At 38.9% G+C, this 21,130-nt stretch carries 24 protein-coding genes and 1 pseudogene; 19 read left to right on the top strand and 6 right to left on the bottom strand.

Going from position 1 to position 21,130, the window contains the following annotated elements; translation table 11 throughout:
- The first annotated feature begins 254 nt into the window (after positions 1-254).
- The 7 genes from ACKI5G_RS11880 to ACKI5G_RS11850 all read left to right on the top strand — a co-directional run bounded on the left by ACKI5G_RS11880 (position 255) and on the right by ACKI5G_RS11850 (position 3,622).
- Complete coding sequence (locus ACKI5G_RS11880; RefSeq protein WP_407400616.1) at positions 255-692, top strand: hypothetical protein; 438 nt, start codon at positions 255-257, stop codon at positions 690-692.
- A 52-nt stretch (positions 693-744) separates the two neighbouring features.
- The gene (locus ACKI5G_RS11875; RefSeq protein ID WP_407400614.1) at positions 745-930 is read left to right on the top strand and encodes a hypothetical protein; all 186 of its coding nucleotides are present in this window, start codon (positions 745-747) and stop codon (positions 928-930) included.
- A gap of 268 nt (positions 931-1,198) precedes the next feature.
- Positions 1,199-1,510, top strand: coding sequence for a hypothetical protein (locus ACKI5G_RS11870; protein ID WP_407400612.1), 312 nt, complete (start codon positions 1,199-1,201; stop codon positions 1,508-1,510).
- 70 nt (positions 1,511-1,580) lie between these two features.
- A complete protein-coding gene (locus ACKI5G_RS11865; protein WP_407400622.1) occupies positions 1,581-1,886 on the top strand; it encodes a tyrosine-type recombinase/integrase in 306 nt (101 codons plus the stop codon).
- 184 nt (positions 1,887-2,070) lie between these two features.
- Positions 2,071-2,724 (top strand): DUF3990 domain-containing protein, encoded by a 654-nt coding sequence (locus ACKI5G_RS11860; RefSeq protein ID WP_407400610.1) that lies wholly within the window; start codon positions 2,071-2,073, stop codon positions 2,722-2,724.
- A gap of 5 nt (positions 2,725-2,729) precedes the next feature.
- Positions 2,730-3,146: a hypothetical protein gene (locus tag ACKI5G_RS11855; RefSeq protein ID WP_407400608.1), complete on the top strand. Its 417-nt coding sequence runs from the start codon at positions 2,730-2,732 to the stop codon at positions 3,144-3,146.
- Entirely contained in the window at positions 3,146-3,622 is a 477-nt protein-coding gene (locus ACKI5G_RS11850; RefSeq protein WP_407400606.1) for an NADAR family protein, read from the top strand. Before ACKI5G_RS11855 ends, ACKI5G_RS11850 begins: the two co-directional genes overlap by 1 nt.
- A gap of 299 nt (positions 3,623-3,921) precedes the next feature.
- Here ACKI5G_RS11850 and ACKI5G_RS11845 read toward each other — a convergent pair.
- Positions 3,922-4,041 (bottom strand): annotated as a pseudogene (locus tag ACKI5G_RS11845) (type II toxin-antitoxin system YafQ family toxin); the annotation flags it as partial.
- A 234-nt stretch (positions 4,042-4,275) separates the two neighbouring features.
- Between ACKI5G_RS11845 and ACKI5G_RS11840 the strand changes: the two are divergent.
- Positions 4,276-5,289: a Fic family protein gene (locus ACKI5G_RS11840; protein ID WP_407400604.1), complete on the top strand. Its 1,014-nt coding sequence runs from the start codon at positions 4,276-4,278 to the stop codon at positions 5,287-5,289.
- Positions 5,290-5,650: 361 nt separating this feature from the next.
- Here the strand turns inward: ACKI5G_RS11840 and ACKI5G_RS11835 are convergent, their stop codons facing one another.
- The 5 genes from ACKI5G_RS11835 to ACKI5G_RS11815 form a co-directional block, all read right to left on the bottom strand.
- The gene (locus tag ACKI5G_RS11835) at positions 5,651-5,920 is read right to left on the bottom strand and encodes a type II toxin-antitoxin system YafQ family toxin (RefSeq protein WP_407400602.1); all 270 of its coding nucleotides are present in this window, start codon (positions 5,918-5,920) and stop codon (positions 5,651-5,653) included.
- On the bottom strand, positions 5,917-6,189 hold the full coding sequence (locus ACKI5G_RS11830; RefSeq protein ID WP_407400600.1) for a type II toxin-antitoxin system RelB/DinJ family antitoxin: 273 nt from the start codon (positions 6,187-6,189) through the stop codon (positions 5,917-5,919). The genes ACKI5G_RS11835 and ACKI5G_RS11830 overlap by 4 nt, the downstream gene beginning before the upstream one ends.
- A gap of 388 nt (positions 6,190-6,577) precedes the next feature.
- Positions 6,578-6,862 (bottom strand): helix-turn-helix domain-containing protein, encoded by a 285-nt coding sequence (locus ACKI5G_RS11825; protein WP_407400598.1) that lies wholly within the window; start codon positions 6,860-6,862, stop codon positions 6,578-6,580.
- Positions 6,828-6,947, bottom strand: coding sequence for a hypothetical protein (locus tag ACKI5G_RS11820; RefSeq protein WP_407400620.1), 120 nt, complete (start codon positions 6,945-6,947; stop codon positions 6,828-6,830). The genes ACKI5G_RS11825 and ACKI5G_RS11820 overlap by 35 nt, the downstream gene beginning before the upstream one ends.
- A 28-nt stretch (positions 6,948-6,975) precedes the next feature.
- Complete coding sequence (locus ACKI5G_RS11815) at positions 6,976-7,221, bottom strand: type II toxin-antitoxin system RelE/ParE family toxin (RefSeq protein ID WP_407400596.1); 246 nt, start codon at positions 7,219-7,221, stop codon at positions 6,976-6,978.
- A 183-nt stretch (positions 7,222-7,404) separates the two neighbouring features.
- Between ACKI5G_RS11815 and ACKI5G_RS11810 the strand changes: the two genes are divergently transcribed.
- The 11 genes from ACKI5G_RS11810 (at position 7,405) to ACKI5G_RS11760 (ending at position 21,006) form a co-directional block, all read left to right on the top strand.
- Positions 7,405-7,557: a hypothetical protein gene (locus tag ACKI5G_RS11810; RefSeq protein WP_407400594.1), complete on the top strand. Its 153-nt coding sequence runs from the start codon at positions 7,405-7,407 to the stop codon at positions 7,555-7,557.
- A 556-nt stretch (positions 7,558-8,113) separates the two neighbouring features.
- Positions 8,114-8,383, top strand: a complete 270-nt coding sequence (locus ACKI5G_RS11805; RefSeq protein WP_407400592.1) for a helix-turn-helix domain-containing protein — start codon at positions 8,114-8,116, stop codon at positions 8,381-8,383.
- Positions 8,384-8,565: 182 nt separating this feature from the next.
- Positions 8,566-10,509, top strand: a complete 1,944-nt coding sequence (locus ACKI5G_RS11800) for a GTPase (RefSeq protein ID WP_407400590.1) — start codon at positions 8,566-8,568, stop codon at positions 10,507-10,509.
- A 12-nt stretch (positions 10,510-10,521) separates the two neighbouring features.
- Positions 10,522-12,315 (top strand): hypothetical protein, encoded by a 1,794-nt coding sequence (locus ACKI5G_RS11795; protein ID WP_407400588.1) that lies wholly within the window; start codon positions 10,522-10,524, stop codon positions 12,313-12,315.
- 29 nt (positions 12,316-12,344) lie between these two features.
- Positions 12,345-14,084 carry a GTPase gene (locus ACKI5G_RS11790; RefSeq protein WP_407400586.1) on the top strand — a complete coding sequence of 580 codons (1,740 nt, stop codon included), beginning with the start codon at positions 12,345-12,347 and terminating at the stop codon, positions 14,082-14,084.
- Positions 14,085-14,213: 129 nt separating this feature from the next.
- Positions 14,214-14,417, top strand: a complete 204-nt coding sequence (locus tag ACKI5G_RS11785; protein WP_407400584.1) for a hypothetical protein — start codon at positions 14,214-14,216, stop codon at positions 14,415-14,417.
- Between the two features lie 330 nt (positions 14,418-14,747).
- The gene (locus ACKI5G_RS11780) at positions 14,748-15,446 is read left to right on the top strand and encodes a hypothetical protein (RefSeq protein ID WP_407400582.1); all 699 of its coding nucleotides are present in this window, start codon (positions 14,748-14,750) and stop codon (positions 15,444-15,446) included.
- 111 nt (positions 15,447-15,557) lie between these two features.
- On the top strand, positions 15,558-15,962 hold the full coding sequence (locus ACKI5G_RS11775) for a YkvA family protein (protein ID WP_407400580.1): 405 nt from the start codon (positions 15,558-15,560) through the stop codon (positions 15,960-15,962).
- Positions 15,963-15,972: 10 nt separating this feature from the next.
- Positions 15,973-16,518 carry an XRE family transcriptional regulator gene (locus tag ACKI5G_RS11770; RefSeq protein ID WP_407400578.1) on the top strand — a complete coding sequence of 182 codons (546 nt, stop codon included), beginning with the start codon at positions 15,973-15,975 and terminating at the stop codon, positions 16,516-16,518.
- Between the two features lie 551 nt (positions 16,519-17,069).
- Positions 17,070-19,043, top strand: a complete 1,974-nt coding sequence (locus tag ACKI5G_RS11765; protein WP_407400576.1) for a methyl-accepting chemotaxis protein — start codon at positions 17,070-17,072, stop codon at positions 19,041-19,043.
- A gap of 247 nt (positions 19,044-19,290) precedes the next feature.
- The gene (locus ACKI5G_RS11760) at positions 19,291-21,006 is read left to right on the top strand and encodes a methyl-accepting chemotaxis protein (RefSeq protein WP_407400574.1); all 1,716 of its coding nucleotides are present in this window, start codon (positions 19,291-19,293) and stop codon (positions 21,004-21,006) included.
- Positions 21,007-21,130: the final 124 nt, after the last annotated feature.

The following is a 21,130-nucleotide window of genomic DNA, read 5'->3' as shown; positions in this document are numbered from 1 at the left end:
ACCCTCGAGACCCGTTTACGGGTTGCTAATAAAAAATGCGTGGCTGGCAGGCCAATAAAAAAGCCCACTTGTGGGCAGCCAATAGAAAAGGGCTATGCCCGAAACTGAAAAACCACCCGCTAGGCGGGTGGCTGTTTATTTATGTAAAAAAATATAGGTTGCCTGGCGGGCAACCATTTCTGTTTTTTCCTATTTTATAATTAAATCATCCTAAAGGAACTAAAAATGTATAAAAACCAAAGGAGGAATTAATTATGAGTTGGTGGAAAAATGGTTTATTGTTAGGTGCAGGCGGTATTGCAGGATTAGCTATTGCAGCGTGGCTGGAGTCAGAAAATGACCCTTTAGGCGCTTCAAGAGAGTGCAGACGGGAGCCCTCCACTGCGGAAAGCATTGAGGCACTGATGGAGAAGATTCGTGAGGAAGCCCAGTGGGCCATGGATGAGTGCACTACTGACGAGCAGCGGGAAAAGGTTTACGAAGAGGTAAAATCCTCTATCCAGAAGCTCCAGGCCGCTCTTGAAAGAAGCGGGGATAAGATTATCACTGACCTGAAAGCGAAAACTAAAGAGGATGAATATGATGATTTAGGTGGCTCTGATCCTATGACCAAGTACAGAAGCACGCTGGAAAAACTCCTAAAAGATTTGGATAACTCCAAGCCAGGAGAAGGGGATTCAGTTTTGAGGTAAAAACGATTGTGGCTGAATATGTATATTTCTAAACTGCAAGGAGTTGGGCATTATGCTAAAGAACAGGAAGCAAGTACGTGGAATTGATGTCAGGGATATAGCCTGTGATGGTTGGGGCTTTACGGCGGAAATGGCCGCTCTTAATAAATTCTCATCAAAAGGATGGGAGAAATTTGTGGAAGCATGGAAAGATAGATTACAGGCCAGAAATAAGTTAGATAGTTCTAAAGGATTATGAGGAAGGATAATACTATGACAAAAAGTGTTGATATTATTGGTTTACCGATATTCTATCCGTTGTAGCAAAAATTTATGTATGTGGGCTGTTCCAGAGCCAATACCTATTTGCAGGTAGTTATAATCGATGACTGATAGTATGATAATTTATATGTCCAATGTCTGTATGTCCATGGGAAAAAGGGTGTGTATGCGGGAAATAATGGCTACTGACACACTATTTTGGCTGGACATATGGACATTGGACAGGATTTTAGGAAACGGATAATATGACTAAGGAAGAATACGAAGAGTACGAAAAAGAATATGAGAAAAGAATAGAATTACTGGAAAAAGAGAGAAAAAAATATACAGAAGAAGAAATAGGCCCCTTTGCCAAATACATGAATTTTAGAAACCTTCCTAAACAGTGCATATTGGAGCCTAAAGATATAGTAATAATACCACCTAAAGAGGTTGTGCATTATGGAGATTGGCAACCACCAAAAGAATTATTGGAAGAGTATAAAGAAGAAATAGAGGCATTTCATAAATGGGCAGAAAGTAGCAGACAGTATAGGGATAAAAATGAGAAGAAGTAGAGGAAAGATACTCGTTCTGATTGTCCCCTTGTAGTGTGATTTATGTGAATATGCTGATGAGCTAAGTGAAATTTACGAGTGGCACTATAACCTGATTTTTACCACACAGTATGGTTATCCGCTAAGTCCAACCAACTTTAGCCGTAGATGGTTTAGACCGTTGCTACGGGAAGCTGGCATCTCTGACAGCTTTACCTTCCATCAGTTGCGACATTATCATGCAAGCGTACTTCTTGAGGCTGGAGTACCAGTCAAGGTAGTAAGCGAAAGGCTAGGTCATGCTTCTGCCAAGATGACCCTTGATGTATACGCCCCTGTAATAGATCACCAGCAGGACAAGGCTGTCGCTGCATTAGAAGAATATATGAAAGATTAATGTGTCATGCCCATTGGAGGCATGGCACAAGCTCTGGCGATACGCCAGGGCTTTTTTAGATTATATTGTTAAGAAAGTGAAACGGATATGCTAAATAATATGCTATAATAAGGAAAATATAGGATTCGATAATGATATTTATGAGTTTTGGTGTTTGATATAGGCAATTAAAGGTATATAGAAAATGGGAAAGATTATTTTATATCACGGAACATCGGATAAGGAAATAAAGCCAGCTTATGGTTTGGGAAATGATAAGCATGATTACGGGCGTGGTTTTTACTTGACGGAGGACCATGAACTAGCCACGGAATGGGCGGTATGTCGGCCGAATGAGAAAAATGGCTGGGTTCATAAATTTGAACTGGATACTGATGGATTAAAGATTCTCGATTTTCAGACAAAAGATATTCTGGCCTGGCTGGCAGAGCTGATGAAGCATCGGGACGCTTCTGATACTAAACGTTATCGTATGCTGTCAGCCAAGTTCATTGAGAAGTATGGCGTTGACACATCATCTTATGATGTTATCAAGGGATGGCGAGCTAATGCGTCCTATTTTTACATAGCTAAGGAATTCGTCAGAGATAATATTGATATGGATATATTGGAGGAATTGCTGTCCTTGGGAGGTTTAGGTATCCAATATTGTGTTAAGACAGAGAAGGCTTATTCCCAATTAAAGGAGATTCATTCAGATCTTAGCATTGTGGAATATAATGAATTTAATGAGAAATATAATTTGAGGGATGCTGTCGCTAGACAGAAAATGCGGGAGCTGGTTGATTCAGATGCCAATAAGGTTATAAAGGTTTTCAGTACCTTGTTTGAGAGGTGACAGGTATGCAGGCGTATGCTATAGATTATTTAAACGATGTGGTAGAAAATCAAGGAAAGCTGTTTGATTTGGTAGCGCAGTCTTACCCAGACAAAGATACGAAGGATTTCATTCGTGCCTATATGTTGAGCAAGACCAGAAAAAGTATTGATGAAGCACAAGCTTATGTGAATACCATGGATGCCGAGAGCCTTTGGGAGTATTTTCAGGCTAATGATAAATATGAGCTTAAATCTGGTAAGGCCATGGAAGGGTTTATGCCCGATTGGTTGGGTGAGTTTTATGCTTATTATCAGTGGTACTTCAATATTCCTAGTGCGGAGGTTCTGGAAAAAATACCTATTGATTTTCTTATCAATGCTTACAGTGGATTACATGATTTGGAGCTTGAACTGGCGGTCCAAAAAGTGGGTGAGAGCTGATGAAGGTAATCGGCTTTCATAATCCTGATGAGGTAAATGGGTATTTAAGTAATTGGTACATGGTAAATTTCACCGTTGGGGATATATCATTCTCTTCTATGGAACAGTATATGATGTATAGGAAATCAATCTGCTTCCACGATGGTGAAATCGCCAGCAAGATACTTGCAACAGATGATGTAGCTGAAATAAAGAATCTAGGGCGGCAAGTGGCTGGTTATGATGATAGTGTTTGGAGCGGTATTAGGCAGATTGTTGTATATGAGGGCCTGATAGCCAAGTTTTCCCAGAATAAGGATTTAAAGGATAGCTTGTTGGGAACAGGAGAGGCAATACTTGCCGAATGTGCAGTAAAAGATAGAATATGGGGAATAGGGCTGTCCATGAATGATCCAGCCAGATTTGATGTGGGGAAATGGAAAGGCCACAATCTTCTGGGGTATGCTTTGATGATGGTACGGGAGAAGCTAAAGTAAAAGCCTTACGAGTAACATATACAGAACCTTCCCATAAATATACATAGCTTTTTTAGAGTGAGCCTAGAAGCTTTGTACCCCAATTTGTACCCCAACAGCAAAATAAACAATGTGTAAAATGTAGACATTGGGCTGAAAGAATGTAAAAAAAGTAGTGTATATAGTGGACAAATGGCAGGAAAAACGCAGGATAAAGCCCACCGAGCTTCTTCTAAGCCGTGGATCGGGGGTTCGAATCCCTCCTGTCGCACCATTTGAATTTTACCTCAAAGTCTTGTATGGCAAGGCTTTGGGGATTTTTATTTCCTAAAATATTTTGAGAAAATGTTCATAAATCGGTTTTGTACCCCAATCTGTATATGGCATTCTCTATATTTGGCATAATTACCTGAAAGTGGATGGTCATGATATTTTTCGGGAAGTTTTTGACAGTAGTTGGCTTACTAATAGTAATAGTATAACTCTATGCTCATGTCATAGATCACCAGCAGGACAAGGCTGTTGCTGCATTAGAAGAATATATGAAAGATTAAAGTTGTAGCCCGCTAAGGGGCGAAGCAAATGCTCTGGTATAAAATCCAGAGCTTTTTTTGATTATTGACACAATATATTATGCTATAAGATAATATTAAAAAGGATGAAGGTGACTTTTTATGAGCGAATATAAACCGCCGTTTCACATGACGGATATAATTACATGTTTGATAGCAGAGATTAGTGAACAAGTTGGTAGAATTACAGTTTTGCAGTCAGGTTCAATTAGCCCGCAGCTGCGCAGAGGTAACAGAATACGAACCATTCATTCTTCCTTGGCCATAGAGCATAATTCTCTGTCGCTGGAGCAGGTTACAGCCATTTTGGATGGTAAACGTGTTCTTGGCAATCCTAATGAAATCAGGGAGGTCCAAAATGCTTATGAAGCGTATGATCTGATGATGCGTCTAAATCCGTACTCTGTGAAGGATTTGCTTAAAGCACATAAGTTAATGATGCAAGGTTTGGTGCCAGAGAATGGCAGATTTCGCTCCAGTGGTGTTGGGGTGTTTGAGGGTAAAAGGGTCGTTCATATGGCTCCACCAGCGGAATTTGTTCCAGAGCATATTAATAATCTTTTTGAATGGTACCGTGTATCTGAGCTTCACCCACTGGTCAAGAGCGCTATTTTCCATTATGAGTTTGAGTTTATTCATCCCTTTGCAGATGGCAATGGGCGAATGGGCCGTATGTGGCATAGTCTGTTGTTGGGGACATGGAAAGAATTATTCTTTTGGCTGCCCATAGAGGAATTAATCCAATCCAGACAACAAGAGTATTATGAGGCTCTTGGTATAGCGGATAAGCAGGCAGATAGTTCGGTGTTTGTTGAACTCATGCTTAAGATTATAAGGGATAGCCTAAAGGAAATTACTGTTGTTGGTCGTGGTAGCGATCAAGATAACGACCAAGTTACCGACCAAGATAAAACTCCGACAGAGCGATTACTGGAAGTAATGGGTGATGATACTCTCGCGGCTAAAGAGCTTATGATTCGTCTTGGCCTGTCTCATAGACCGACTTTCCGTAAAAATTATCTCAATCCTGCCTTAGAAAGCAACCTTATTGAGCGTACAATTCCTGATAAGCCTAATAGTCGGAATCAAAAGTATCGAAGGAAAAATGCAAGGTGATTATACAGAGCTGACTTATGAATATGCAAAATTATTTTGGAGGGAATCTAGAAGCTCTGTACCCCAATTTGTACCCCAACAGCAAAATAAACAATGGTCAAATAGTAGACAAAGGGCTGAGAATAAGTAAAAAAGTAGTGCCTATGGTGGACAAAAGGTTTGAAATACCTTATAAAATGGGGACCGAGCTTCTTCTAAGCCGTGGGTCGGGGGTTCGAATCCATCCTGTCGCACCATTTGAATTTAACCTCAAAGTCTTGTATGGCAAGGCTTTGGTTTTTTTTATGTAAAAAATATAGGTTGCCTGGCGGGCAACCATTTCTGTTTTTTCCTATTTTATAATTAAATCATCCTAAAGGAACTAAAAATGTATGGCTGCCGGTTCGATGAGTGTTAAAACCAATGTGCCATTATTAACTCTGTAGATGAGTAGCCAATCTGGTTTTATATGACACTCTCTGAAACCAGCGAAGCTTCCGGATAAAGCATGGTCATGGTGCTTTTCTTCAAGAGCTTCACCGTTAGCAAGCTTTTCAATTATATCATCAAGCAAAGAAATATCAAGATGTTGCTTTATGCATCGCTTGTAGGCCTTTTTAAAGGCCGTAGTGTGCTTTACAACGTATTTCATGACATCAACGCTTTCTTGAGCTCATCCATATTATCATAGCTTGGAACGGAGTTGCTATTTTCGATTTCCAATGCTTCCTGCATGGCGGCAAGAGTTTTGTCACTAAATCTTGGTTTTTGTACTTTAAAGGGCAATCCTTGATGGATTAAGCACTGTCTCAAAAAGAGATTGATTGCTGAGGACATATCAAGTCCCAATTCATCAAATAAGATTGATACGTCACGTTTCACATCCTGGTTTATCCTGATTTGGGTAGGAACAGTTGGCATTTGAACCCCTCCTTTTCGCTTCTTTGTATTTACATTGTATACCAATAAAACGAAGAAAACAAGTAAATAAAAATCAAAGATATTATGCTGTATAGGAAAAGCTGTAGTCTACAGTTAAAATGTAAACTACAGCTCACAAGTCAAATTTGTTCCTTTAGTTTCTGAATCTGTTCCAACGGCAGGCTTGAGTATAAAGAAATAGCTGTTGGTTACTGTAAAACCTATGGTAAGCTGTGGTTATTAAAATCGCCGATAGGCTGCAGGTCAGCGGCTTATCGGCGGTTCTATACGGAATAGTTAAGCTATATATTTGACTGAATTTTTATTATATAACAGCTATTTTTATTACTGTCAAAGAGTTCCTTAGAGGTAAAGTTTTGAGTTTGTATCAATGTATAGAGAATTCTATTTTTTTGCCCAATGCGGTAACCGCTTTGATTAAAAAATCAAGGGAAGGATTATATGAACCACTTTCAAAGCGGCTGATATTTGATTTTTTAGTTCCCATTCGTTCAGCCATTTCAGCCTGAGTAATTTTCTGTTCTTGTCTGGCCTTAACGATTTGTGCAATGATTTCATAACGTGGTGCTAAACGTTCGTATTCTTTTTGATATTCAGGGTCTGAGCTCAGAATTTTATCAATTTCTGTTGCGCTGATGCTTGCTTTTCCCATGTCTGGACCTCCTTTCAAAATCCTGCATGTAGTGTAATGCACGGTTTAGTTCGTTATGTGGGGTCTTTTGAGTTTTCTTTTTTATACCATGCAGTAAGATGAACGTGTCACCCCTATGGATGAAATAAAAAAATCCGTGTTATGTTAGAGGCAAATTTAACTCTCAATTCCCATAACCCTTTGTATTTGGCATTTTTTATAGGAGCAGCATAGGGCTCCTTTAGACTGGTTCCACATTCCTGCAGAAGATTAATCATGTTTCTGGCTTTTGCTCTTGCCTTTGGTTCCATGGCTAACAAATAGTTTAATACAGGAATGTCGCCGTTTTCTTTGACGTAGTACTCTAATTTCCAGTCCATATGAGCTGTCCCCTCTAAAATTATGTTATCATATAAGATAATATAATACAATATATTCTAATAAAATAATGTTAAATGCCATCATAGATTGTATTATATAATCATATTGAGTTAATAACAAAATAATATAAATAAATGAGCAGTAAAAGAAGCGCAAATTAAATTTAGGGGATGTCATCTGCAGTGTTGCATACTGGCAGTTGGGATGAGCAACGTATTAACCCATCATATCAAGAAATGGCAGAACACTATGGCACTGCTATTATTCCTGCAAGAGTGAGAACTCCAAAGGATAAACCAAATGCGGAAGGCATTGTAGGCAATATATCCACCTGAATAATTGCAGCCCTTAGAAATGAACGATTCTTCTCATTGTATGAGCTTAATAACGCCATACGCCAACGATCAAGAACAAGCATTGATCCTAATAAGGATATTTCAATACGGGAAGTTTATGGGATCGATAAGAACTTGCGAGAGTAATTAATTTGCGGTTTCCGTTGTCCGGACTGGCGGTTTCCTCCAGCCCGGACACACGGTTTCCGCAGACAAGAATATCCAAACAACAGCATGGGGCGTAGCATTGATGTTATGTTGATGGGCGCGGAGTAGTTAGTAGCATGCTAAAATAGAGAGATTAAAAATCATATGAAAAACGCCGATAGGCTGCAGGTCAGCAGCTTATCGGCGGTTTTATACTGAACAGTTAAGCAATATATTTGGCTGAATTTTCATTATATAACAGCTATTATGGAGCGGTGATTTTAGTATATTCTACATATTGCATAATATAGCATTATTTATGCTAAAACTTGCACTATAAATCATTATTATATAAATACCATTTATGATAATATTAATTATATGAACTGTATTGGGTGGTGAATGGTTGGTGAGCGTCGATAAGAGAGTTGTATTGCTTCAGGTTGGGGCCAAGATTGCCTATTGGCGGACAATAAAGGGACTTACACAAGCACAGCTTGCCAGTGTAACAAAGCTGTCCCAAACCACCATTTCCAAGCTGGAATGCGGTAGTTATAATGATAATATCAGCCTAAGTCACGTTATCGATATAGCAAATGCACTAAAGATTGACTTTACGGTATTGCTTGAATTTAACTCGATGGAACGGGATATGTGGGTAGTTAGTGAGCCGGAGTAGTATCTCTGGCTTTTTTTGCTGTCAAAGGTTGCCTTGGAGGCAACCTTTTAGGGGCTAATGTGTAAGATAATAATAGTGCAGTGATTAAAAAGTGTTGGAAAAAGAGAGCTACATCGTAGAAGACTGCTTGAAGCTTTTGTTTTACTATTAGAATCTTAGGTAAAAATAAAGGGGGACTAAAAATGAGTTTTGTTGAATGGTACAAAGAACATGAATCACTTGATAAGGAGTCTTTTGAAAGGGAACTAGAGATTTATAAGAATGATGTCATTGCTAATTTAGGTATGTCATCTGATAAAAATGCGGTTTACATTGTTAATGCTGGTCGCATGAATCACGGCAAAAGCAGTTTATTTAATTCTTTATTGGGACGAGAAGAATTTCAAGCAAAAGATGTGCGGACAACAGTTAAAAATAAGGAGGTTAAGTGGAAGGATAATATTATACTTGTAGATACTCCGGGTTTGGATGCTGTTGATGAAGATACCAGCAAGGCTTATGAAGCATATTATAATGCAGATCTTATATTTTTCGTGCACACTGTTAGAACAGGTGAATTGCATGATAGCGAAATCGAAGCAATTAAGAAAATTTCTAAAAATTTCACTAAGGACTACTTCTGGAAGCATTTTTGTCTTGTCCTTAGTTTCAAGGAATCTGTGGATACGGACAGCTTGGAAAAGATCACACAGGAATCTGTTAATGCAATTAATAAAGCGTGCAACGCAGATGAATTTGCAGTATTTGCTATTTCCAATAGCAGATATCTTAAAGGGGTGGCTGAAAATAAGAAGGGGTTAATAAATCACAGTGGCATTTTAGACTTGTTGGATTATATTGATACTCAGATTGATGCGTGGTACAGAGAGAGCATTGATAAAAATGAAGATGTGTTAAGAGATAACTTGCTGAAAATATGCAAAGAAGCTAATAGTATACTTCAAGAGCAAAAAAACAGCGAAACTATCAATAAAAATGTGCCAGGTGGTGGAAAAAGTGTTGATGAATTAAGAGAAATAGTTAAAACATTTAAACTTGAGATAGATGATTTGGATAAAAAGTATTGGGAAAAGCAGGATAGATGGCGTTCTGTTCAGGATAAAATAAGTAAGCTTAATGATAGAAATATTGCAATTTGTGCATGGTATGATAAGCAAGATGAATATGATAGAAATAGTAGAGAAATTGATAGGTTAATGGCCGAACAAGAAAAAATAGACGGGGAGCAGGAACGCTTAGAGAATGGAAAATATGATAAAGAGGACGAAGCACAGCTTACTTGTGTCAAATTAGGGATACTGGATGAAGAATTGGCTTTTAGTTACAAGCTTGTTATGGATAATATTGATAAAATTTCCAGTCAAATGAAAAATGATGGAAATAAGCTGGATTATGTTCGCGATTTTTGCAATGAACTAGATAGGATAAGCAAATCAGATAATCTCTTGTTGTTAGTTAAAAATGGAGAGATGAGCAAGCATTTGCGGATATTGGGAGTAGCTGCTGAATTATCAGGCGATGATGATATTAAAAAGGATGAAGTAATAATATTAAGTAAAATTCAGCAAAGTGATGGAAGCGTTTCAAATGATGAAGAATTGCAGGATAGCTTGAACAATGCTTATAGAAGGATATATAACATCACGAGTGACCTTCGAGGTGCCATATCTAGAGAAATAGGAAAAATTGATAAAGTCATTGCTGGTTACATGCAAGAAGCTGATGAGAGAATCCAAAAAATACATGCTGTTATCGATGAAGATGCCTTTTGGAAGGAAAATGGCGAAATAAAAAATAAGATGGATATAGCAGTGAAAAATGGTGATTTTGATGGATTTGAGCGCTTAAATGCGTTGTATGGTCAGCGCAGTAATGAATACAGACGATTACTTGAAGAAAGAACTGCAATGATGGATAAAGCAACTCAATATTTCAGAAAATGTGGTGTGCTTAATGAAGTAGATAAATTTTTTAATAACACTATTGAAGAGTATATAGATAAATATGCAGATGGGTTGTATGAAGAGAATGTTAATGAATTACAGGAAAAATTAAGAAAGCTTACCAATGGACTTAGATCTGTTAAAGTAATTGGTGAATTAGTTGGCATTAAAGTTACAGAATAAGGAAGATAAATTATGGATAATGGATATATTGCAGGGACTGCAAAAGAGTTCATTGATAAATTAAATCGCATGAAGGATCAGCTAAGTGCGTTTTCAGGCGAAACTGACACTCGTAGAGATGAAGTCTTTATGGCACTGAACAATTTTGCCAATGCTAGCAAAAAAGTTATTCCCCAAATAGAAGGTGACCAAAGTAACATTCAAAAAGCTATGTTAGCAGCAGTTGATGAATTAAACGATTCGATTGATGTGTGGAATAAACACGTAGAATTAAATAAAAAAGGGACTAAATTCATGAAAGAGCATGAAAAAAGCCTGATGATTATGATTTTTGGGGCCGTAAAGTCAGGGAAAAGCTCTTTGGGTAACTTTATTGCTGGCAAGATTTTTTTGGAGGCTAATTTTGACAACGCTTATAAGCATTTGGAACCTACTAAATTTGGCACAATAGATGTTAAAAGGTCTACAGGTGGTTTACAAACAGATGATAAAGGAAACCAATGGTTTAGTGAAGGGGTGCTTGACACAACTGGTAACATTCAATTTTTTACATTAGCGGGCATGAGATGGATTGATTCTCCAGGTACAGGTGCTATTGCCAAAGATACCGATAAGCAGGATGGTAGAACCATGGATCAGATGGTTAAAGAATATATACCATATACAGATATGTGTATTTTTCTTCAGAATTCGGGGGAGCCAGGCTTGCAGGAGGATATGCAATTTATAAAATTACTCGATAAGGAAAATCAAACGGCATTAGTGGTTATTTCTAAATCAGATGAGCCTGATGAAGACGAAGATGAAGATGGCAACATTATTACTTGTTGGCGAGCTAAAACGGCTGATGCTCGTAAAGATCAGGAAGAATATGTTTTATCTCAGATAAAAGAAACTTGTCCTGAGGTATCGGCGAATAAATATGCTGTTCTCCCTATATCAACATATCTGGCGCAACAGGGGATAAATTATAATGATGAAGAAGCTTATAAATCCAGTAATTTGGATAAATTGATGCAGATTATAGGTGATAAAGCAAGTGAAGATGTTATTGCCTTTAAAGAACGAAAACCGAAAATTAATATTAATGCATTTATTACGGGCATTCTTCATGGTTCTGATAATGAGATATGCGTCGATACGCTTGTAGAAAAATTTAATGGCATTAAAAAAAATATTGATGGATGCAAAGCAAAACTGGAAAAGAAAAGATCATCTATCAAACGTAATGTGGAGCGAGAAGTTGAATTAATAATCAAGAAAAATCTACGCCTGTGGGGCAAAGAAGTTGAGGAAAATCGTACCAAATTGACTGATACTGAAATATCCAAGAGAATTATTAAGTTGGTAATGCCAGTATTATCACAGTCCTTAAATGAGGCGATAGGAAATGTTATAGAAAGCTATAGGGAACAAACCATAATGCCAATGGCTTTGGAAATTTCCGGCGGAGGTCTTCAAAAGAAAGTTAAAAAAATAGAGCATACCTATGATAATGTTTATTACGAAGAGCGTGATCCAGATGGTTTCTTTGAGCATGTGGCAAGTTTCTTTGGTAAAACATATTATGCTAGAAGAGTAAAACAGGAAAAGGTTTCAGAGACTATTGATATGGGTTCTAATATAAATGAATTTGTAGAAAAAGTCCTGCCAACCATAAAAAATGTACTAGAAAGTCATATTGATGAAAATATTGATAGGATTAAGGATACATATTTTGCCCCACAGGAACAGTATGTAGAGAGTATGCAGGTTCAATTACAGAACTTGAGAGATAAGTTAGAGTCTTTCAAGTATGCTTTATAAGACAATACATTTAAAAGGGGGTTACACAATTGGATTGTACTGAGAGTATTTTGGTAGATTATAGAAAAATATTATTTTCTCACTTTGATAAAATAAAGGAGATAACGAAGCCTTTTAGTGATACTAACGGTGATATAAGGAAATGTGTTGATGAAATAGGCGAAATATATAATTCCAAATTAGAAGAGATAAAGCCTCAGATTATGATTTATGGCATTTATAATGCGGGTAAGAGCAGCATTATAAATGAGCTTATTAAAGAAGATAGAGCAGCAGTGGCAGACCGGCCTATGACAGATAAAGTCGATTATTTTGAATGGAATGGTTACCTGATGGCTGATACTCCAGGTGTTGGAGCACCAATAAAGCATGAAGAGATTACCCAAAACCATTTAAAAAAAGCTGATGTAGTTCTTTTTGTTATGAGCACAAACGGCTCCACCGAGCGTAAACAAAATTATGACAGAATGAAGGATATTATTTCTGCTGGTAAAAAAGTGATTATTGTGCTTAATGATAAGGATGGAGTATTAGGAAAGCCGGATGATGATACGATTTCTACGTTGAAATCCCAGGTAGTAGAAAACATGCATTTAGTAGGAATTCCTGCGGAAGATAATCAGTATTACATTGTTCCGGTCAATGCTAAAAGAGCCCATAAAGGAAGAACGGAAAATAAACAGGGACTCTATTCAAGTAGCAACATTGAGGAACTTGAAAGGGTCATTCTCAGCGAATTAAGAAAAACAGACTCTTTCATGGTAATGCATAATAGCATATTGGAAATCGAAAAGATTCTGGAAAAAATAATTAATTTAATAAAGGATGAAGGCACGGAGGATGTTAATAGCATACAAAAGATACTTGATTGTCTACGTGTGCAGGAAAAAGAAATAAGAGAAGGAATGTCTGAGTTCGTTTACAGAAAATCCAGTCGACTTGCCAGGGAATTGCCAGATGAGATATGGCACGTTATTAAAGCATCACAGGGGAAAAACGAGGAATATATACAGAAAGCAATAAATGAAATCACAATGAATAAGGTTTCAGGTATATGTGGTGAAGTACAAGATGAGTATCAACTAAAGATGAAGGAAATAACGGATGATTTGCAGGACGATATAGAGGCATTGCTTAGTCATTTAGGCAAAATCGGTCCACGTGTGGAAAAACAGATTAATGTTGATAAAATGCACTTAAATGATGTCAGTGTACAAGAAATGGGTGAACAAAATGGGCAAATGATAGGAACGTTAACAGCTATAAGTAGTGCTGCTGCTATGGCTGGTGAATTTCTAGTAAGTGATTTTGGGAAAAAGGTTCTTCTTGAAGTAGGTAAAACCGTAGCAGGAAAAGCAATTATTCCGTATGTAAGCCTTATAGCACCTATTTTAGGTCCCGCTGGTTGGTTAGTAACTGGTATATCAATAATAAAGTCATTGATGACAGCAGGGAGCAGCAAGGAGGCCAAACAGCGTCGCGCAGATGAGCAACAAAATGAATTGCGTCGCAGACAGGCAGAGGCAGAAGCACATGCCAAGCACGAGCTACATCAAAAATGTGTGTATATGGCAGACGATTTAGCTGATACTTTAATGGGGGAGATTAACCAGTTGATTTCTGAAACATTTGCCAAAATCTTTGCCCCCCTCAAGGATAATATTGAGGAGCTTCAGAATAGGAATGATAGCGTTTTGTGGGCTTGTAATGAATTAGGCGTAATCTATAATGAGCTGGATTCTGTAGATGAAAGATTATCTCAGAAATGAGTTTTCTTTAATAATGATTAAGGATCGTAGATCAAAAGGAGGGGGGGATTTTTATAGTATTGGAGTCAAAGTATATTAAAACAACTACTTATATGACCAACATATAACAAAATTATGGAGGTGCTAAACATGAATAGACAGGAAGCTATAGATAAACTTGTAGAGCATGGGATGAGTTTGGAACGAGCAATTGAGGTAACCGATGATGCTATTGAGACAGATATTAAGAAAAATGGGGGTAAGAGCTTGAGTCCCTTCGTTAACTTTATGATAGAGCATATTTTACCGATGGCATCTATTGAATACAAAAGAGGATCGAGTCGAATGAAGTAAATTGAGAAATCTTTTAATGAGGAATGGGAGAAACGGAATAAACGTTGGTGAGGCTGTGAAAGAACCTCTACCCTTAGGGTAAATTTATCCTGACCATAATTTGAAAAAAAGTTCCTTTTTTATGTTTGTCATCCAATGGAATATCAATGGCAATAGGGCTTACAGAAAAGCATTTCGCAAATATGATTTATTTTGTTGGAGTAATTAGGAGGCAATTCTGCGAAGGATATGGAAAGGTTGCCTGAGTGGCAACCTTTTTATATTTTCCATGATTTATACTTAAATCACTGAAGAAACATATTAATTTAATATTCAACGGAGGAGAGAATCATGGACATCATTTGGCATCCTGATACAGCTATTGATAGCATTGTTTGGCCAAATTGTGATGGCACAATCAACGGTTTTGCTGATAAAGAAGAAATTATTTCCAAGCTAAAGAATCCAATGAAAGATTTGTCAGCCATAATTTTTGTCACTGAAAATTATATGACTCAAAACTATTATCCAGAAGATATATTATCCATTGAACTGCACTATCCAAAATGGAAGATTGAAGAGGAATTAAAAGGCGTTCAGAGCAATTCTGAAAAGGAAAATGTGTTAAAATGTAGTGTCTGGGCAGGCACAACCATAAGAATATCTCCTGATGCTGATGAGTGGGATAGATTTAGTATAGGGCATTCGGATGTTTATAATGCAAAAACGAAAGAGTATGTCCTTACACTTTTTGAGCGAAATATTGCAGCCCAAGATGTTGTATATATTAAATTTGTCTATGACAGTGATTATTGGGAATGGTTTGAGAAAAAAGAACCTTATGAGGGGCTTATCAACACTGAATATCCGAAGAAATATTTGCAATTCGCTGTTCCATGGCGGTTAGATGAATGTAAGGTGCCAATAGACTACTCGGCTTATGGAATAGATGATAATCCATTTCAAAAAGGTTATCTGGATGAATCCGGAGCTTTGAATATCAAGTGGCGTTGTCCTAACCGCGAGAAAGGCATATGTCATTGTAAATAGTTTTAGGTTGCCTGGCGGGCAACCTTTTTGCTTCTGGCTCCTGTATACTGTTTATTAAGCAGGAAAGTTATACTATGTTGTAGAAATGTAGCTAACGAGGGAGGACTTGTCATGAAAAATGAAATTATTGACGCTGAGTTCAGCGAGATTGAAGTGGAGAAGTATACGGATGAGTATTCTGAGGAAGGACTTTGGAAAAAGATAAAGGAGAATGTTACCTCTATCGGTATTAGCTTGATTTACAAGGCTTTGCAGCTTTATTATGTAGCCCAGTCGCCAACGTGTCCTATGAAGGTCAAGGCTGGAATTTACGGCGCCTTGGGGTATTTGATTTCCCCATTTGACTTTATTCCAGATATTACACCAATAGCTGGTTATACTGATGATGCTGCGGCCGTTGGTATTGCCTTGCTTTTGGCTCAGATGTATATCAATGATGATATTAAGGCTCAGGCCAAAGGGAAAATAAAGGATATATTTGGTGCGAAGGCTCTGGAAAAGCTGGACGAAGACTAAGGGTATTGCCATGGCTGAAAACGTTTTAAGCAAAAAGGAAATTGATGAATATATCAGGCTCCATTATGAGCCTGATGCTGGCGCTGATGATAAAGGTTTTTTTGAAATCTTAAAGGGTCCCAGAAAATATCCTGATGGGAGAAGGGGATTTGCCGGCTCCAATGTCCCAGGTGATACCTTACAATATTTGCTGGATAAAATCAGAAATAAGGTTGAGTTGAGCTTTTCTGAAAAGCTTGTCGAGCTTATTAAAGAGAAGGGAAAGAAGCCTTCTGATATCTACAAAAAGGCAGAGATTGACAAGGCGCTTTTTTCAAAGATTAAGGGCAATAAAAATTATCACCCCACCAAGGGAACGGCACTGGCATTTGCAATAGCACTTCATCTGAGCGTGGAAGAAACGCAAGACCTTATAGGACGGGCTGGCTATGCCTTGTCCAACAGTATAAAACAGGATCTTATAGTGCGGTGCTATATTGAAGCCAGAACCTACAACGTAAATGATATTAATGGGAAATTGATAGATTATGGATTTGACCCTCTTACAAACAAATAAACGTTATAACGCCATTGTTCAAATTTTTCTTCTTTAGAAGAAAAATCTTCCAATTAGCGTTTCCCTTTCAGGGCTAGCTTCGCGTCGCAACGAGCAGGGAGATATGCTCACCAGCTGTTGTAGTTTGTTTTCCCCCACCTAAAGAGGTGGGGGACATCTTAAAGCTCGTTATAAAGTTTACGGAGGTTGCCTGGCGGGCTAGAACCGAAACATTGCTAAAAACTGCAGATGTGGTTATTCCTTTGCAAGACAATGAATATACATATTGATGTTATGTTGGTGGGCGCGGAGTAGTTAGTAGCATGCCAAACTAGAGAGAATAAAAAACATATGAAAAACGCCGACAGACTGCGTATCAGAAAACAACCTCAAAGTCTTGTAAATCAAGGCTTTGGGGATTTTTTATTTGCTGAGAAAATAAAGGATAAATTTGTTACTGGGATTTTGAAATAGTATATGAAGCGCAATGGTAAAAAAAAATAAATTAAATAAAGGGTTTTAGCCGTTAATGGAGAATTAACCATTATACACATTCTAAAGGAGGTTATTGTATGGGCATTAAAAAGAAGTTTCAACTTTTGGCCATGGGTGTCGGCATCTTGCTTGCCGTAGTGTCTATGATAGGTTTTATGATTTCTGATTCCAATCTTCAATCGAGTGTAGAGGCAGAGCTTACTGCAGTAGTAAGCAATGAATCTGCTGAACTTGATGGCTGGTTCAAGGAAAAGGCAACCTCCGCTACCTACGCGGCAAACCTTATGTCATCCTTTAAGGGAGATAAAGCTCGTATTGAATCCGTTGATTCCTTGTCCCTGATTTCTTCTGATAAGGATATTCTTGATTTAAACATTGGTACGGAAGATGATTACTTTGCATCTTTTTATGGCGGTAACATGACCGGAAAGCTAATACCAAAGCAGCGTCCTTGGTATAATGATGCCAAGAATGCCGGTAAGACAGTATTTACTGAGCCTTATGTGGATAAAAACACCGGTAAGCTGGTAGTTTCCGTTGTTTCTCCATTTAATGGTGCCAGTGGCTTCTATGGTGCTCTTTGTACTGATATAGCATTGGATATTGTTAGTGAACGCGCCAAGTCAGCCAAGTACCGTGGTGAGGCAGGACAGGGTATCGTTATCGATACTGCCGGTAATATCCTTGGTACTGCAGGCAACGAAGAGATTATGTCTGATATCCGCAAGGTAAAAGGCATCGGTGAACATTTTGATGAAATGCTGAAAAATGACACTGGTTTCTTCATTTACGAAAATGATGAAGGTAAGCAGGTATTTGGTTATAATAAAATGCCATGTAATGATTGGGTATTTGGCTTATCCGTTCCTTATGATTATGTATATGCACCAATAACTAACTTGAAGATTGCCTTTGGTATTCTTACAGTTGTTGGATTCCTGATTGTTGTTGCAATGTGCTTGAAGTTTGCTGATACTATAACAACTCCAATTGTTGCTTTGAAAGACCATGCTGACCAGTTGGCTCATGGTAATCTTAGACTTAGGGATATCGTAAATACTTCCAACGATGAAATTGGCTCTTTGGTAACGGCCTTTAACACCATGAGGGCACATCTTGCCAAGCTCATCAGTTCTATGGCTACCACTGCTGAACAGGTTGCAGCATCCTCTGAGGAGCTTACTGCCAATGCTCAACAGAGTGCAGAGTCCTCTGTTCATACTGCAGAAACCGTTTCTCAGGTAAGCACTAATATGGATCAGCAGATCTCTGATGTTAATACGGCTAAAGTCAGCGTAGATAGCGTATATGATGATATTAAGCTCATGACAAATAAGACCAACGAAGCATCGGATGCCTCCAGAGATGCAGCACAGGCAGCTGAAGATGGCGCAGCACTTATGAGGGCTGCAATGGAGAAGATTGGTTCCTTGGAGGGCAGTGTTCTTCAGTCCGCTGAGGTTGTAAAGGAATTGGGAGAGAACTCCAAGCAAATTGGCCAGATTGTAGAAGCTATTTCTTCCATTGCAGAACAAACCAATCTGCTGTCTCTTAACGCAGCTATTGAGGCAGCCCGTGCCGGTGAACAGGGCCGTGGCTTTGCAGTAGTAGCTGAAGAAGTAAGAAAACTGGCTACCGAGTCCAAGGAATCCGCTGAACAGATTAAAGCAAGGATTTCGTCAATTCAGGAAAATACTGACAGAGCAGTGGCTTCTATGGAACAGGGAACCAGAGAGGTTGAACAGGGGACTAAGGCCATCCGTGAGGTTGGTACCCAGTTCACTGAAATCATGAATAAGGTAAATGGCATTGGCGATTCCATGAGGGAAATCAACAATTCTGTAAAAACAGTTTCCGCTGGTGCTACTCAGATTGTCCAGGCTGTAGATGCTATTGATTCTGTTAGCAAGCAGACTGCTGAGCACATGAACATGATCGCCGGAACTACCGAGCAGCAATCTGCGTCCAATGAAGAGATTGCCGCAGCATCTCATGCCCTTGCTAAGATGGCAACAGACATGAGTTCTATGGTAGGCGAATTCCAGGTATAAATGTCTTCATGATGTAAAAAAATGTAAATAAGGCTATATTTAAAATCCTCTTGATCACACACGACCAGGAGGATTTTATTTTTTTATTTGAAAATCATCTAAGAATTTGGTACTATTTGTTTTGTCATTTGAAAATAATCTCATAATTTGATATTACTTTTGATTAAATAATTTTTTTAAAAAGGATTTTACTTATATAGGTAGAATTACTCATTGAGTGAATACAGCAAGAAAGAGGGGGTTATATATGAATTTTTTCTACAATTTAAAAATGGTGTATAAAATATTGACTCTTGTGGTTATTGCCGCCATTGGTATGGCTTTGATTGGCTATCGCGGCTATTCCACCATATCTGAGTCCCGTGATTCCTTGGAGATTATTTATCAGAAAAATATGCAGCAGCTGTACTGCATAGGCGAGATAAAGTATATGCTCCGGGATATGCAGTCCAGAGGAGCACTTTCCTTGTCTGCCAAGGACCAAAAGCGAATTGATGATTTGAAAAATGATCAAAAGGAAATAAGGGAAAACTTTGAGTCCAACTGGAAACTGTATGAGCAGGCCACTGCCGGCACCGAGGCAGAGAAAGCTAATGCCGCTATACTGGATAAATGGAAGGTTTTTGGTTCTGCTATAGATAATGTAATTGCTTTGGCAGAGGCAAATAACAAGGATGAAGGTGCAACATACCTCAGCAAGAATGCTGGTGATGCCACCAAGCAGCTGCGTTTATTGCTGGAGGCTCAGCAAAAGCAGGCCCAGGAAAATTCTCAGGCTCTTTTTGAGAAGATGGAAAGCGATGCGGCTTCAGCCAGCAGAATGATGGTTTTATTCAGTGTTGCTGCTTTAATTGCTCTGTTTGCCTTCTCTATGCTAATCATTAAAGCAATTACCGGCCCATTGGACAGAATGGTGGGAACTTGTCGCCGTATGGGTGATGGTGACTTCCGTATAACTCCTCGTACTGTTACCACTACTGATGAAATTGGTCAGCTGGCAGATACTGTAAGTATCATGCGTGAAAACCTTAATAAACTCATGCGTCAGACAAGCGCCAGTGCTGAGCAGATTGCTGCTGCCGGTGAGGAATTAACCGCCAGTGCCCAGCAGTCGGCCCAGGCTTCCACTCAGGTGGCTCAGTCCGTAACCGATGCTGCCGGTGCAGTGCAGATACAGCAGGGAGCTATTGAATCCAGCACACGGGCAGTTAGCAATATTAATGATTCCGTATCTGCCATTGACAGTCAGTCAAATAATGTGGCCTCCAGAGCAGAGTCAGCGGCAAAGTCTGCAGCTCAGGGCTTAAAATCCATTGAGGAGACCATTCAGCAGATTCATAATGGTGCAGTTGGCGTACAGGATTCCTCGGAAATCGTGGATAGATTGGGTGAAAGCTCTCAGGAGATTGGTACTATCGTAGAAACTATTTCCGGTATAGCTGAGCAGACCAATTTGCTGGCTCTCAATGCGGCTATTGAGGCTGCCCGCGCAGGTGAACATGGTCGTGGATTTGCTGTAGTAGCTGAGGAGGTCCGTAAGTTGGCCGAGCAGTCCGGTGAGGCAGCCCAGAAGATTACCCAGCTCATTACGGGAATTCAGCAGGAAACCCAGCAGGCGGTTACCTCTATGCAGAAGGGCAGAGCTACAGTGGATGCCGGTGCCGAGTCTGTGGCTAACCTGCGGCAGAATTTTATAGAGATAGAGTCATTGGTAAATGAGGTTACCCAGGAAGTTAAGCAGATGAGTCAGGCGGTTCATTCAGCTACTTCCGATACTGAGAATATCACTACCCAGGTGGCTAACATCGATACGCAGGGCCGTGCAGTTTCTGACGAAATGCAGACAGTTTCGGCTGCTACAGAGGAGCAGTCCGCTTCCGCCAGTGAAATTGCCACTGCCAGTGAATCCCTGTCAAGATTGGCTGAGGACCTGCAGCATTCGTTGCGTAAGTTTAAATTCTAATTCATTGCAGCCTGGAATAAGGCTAAAAAAATAAACTATCATAACCCCAGAGTCAAATAACATTGGCTTTGGGGTTATTAGTTTGCTAAAAGGTATTTGAAGATGAAGGTCGAATATATCAACA

The organism is Anaerovibrio sp. (assembly GCF_045637405.1).
Taxonomy (GTDB): domain Bacteria; phylum Bacillota; class Negativicutes; order Selenomonadales; family Selenomonadaceae; genus Anaerovibrio.
This window is presented reverse-complemented; position numbering and strand designations above follow the sequence as displayed.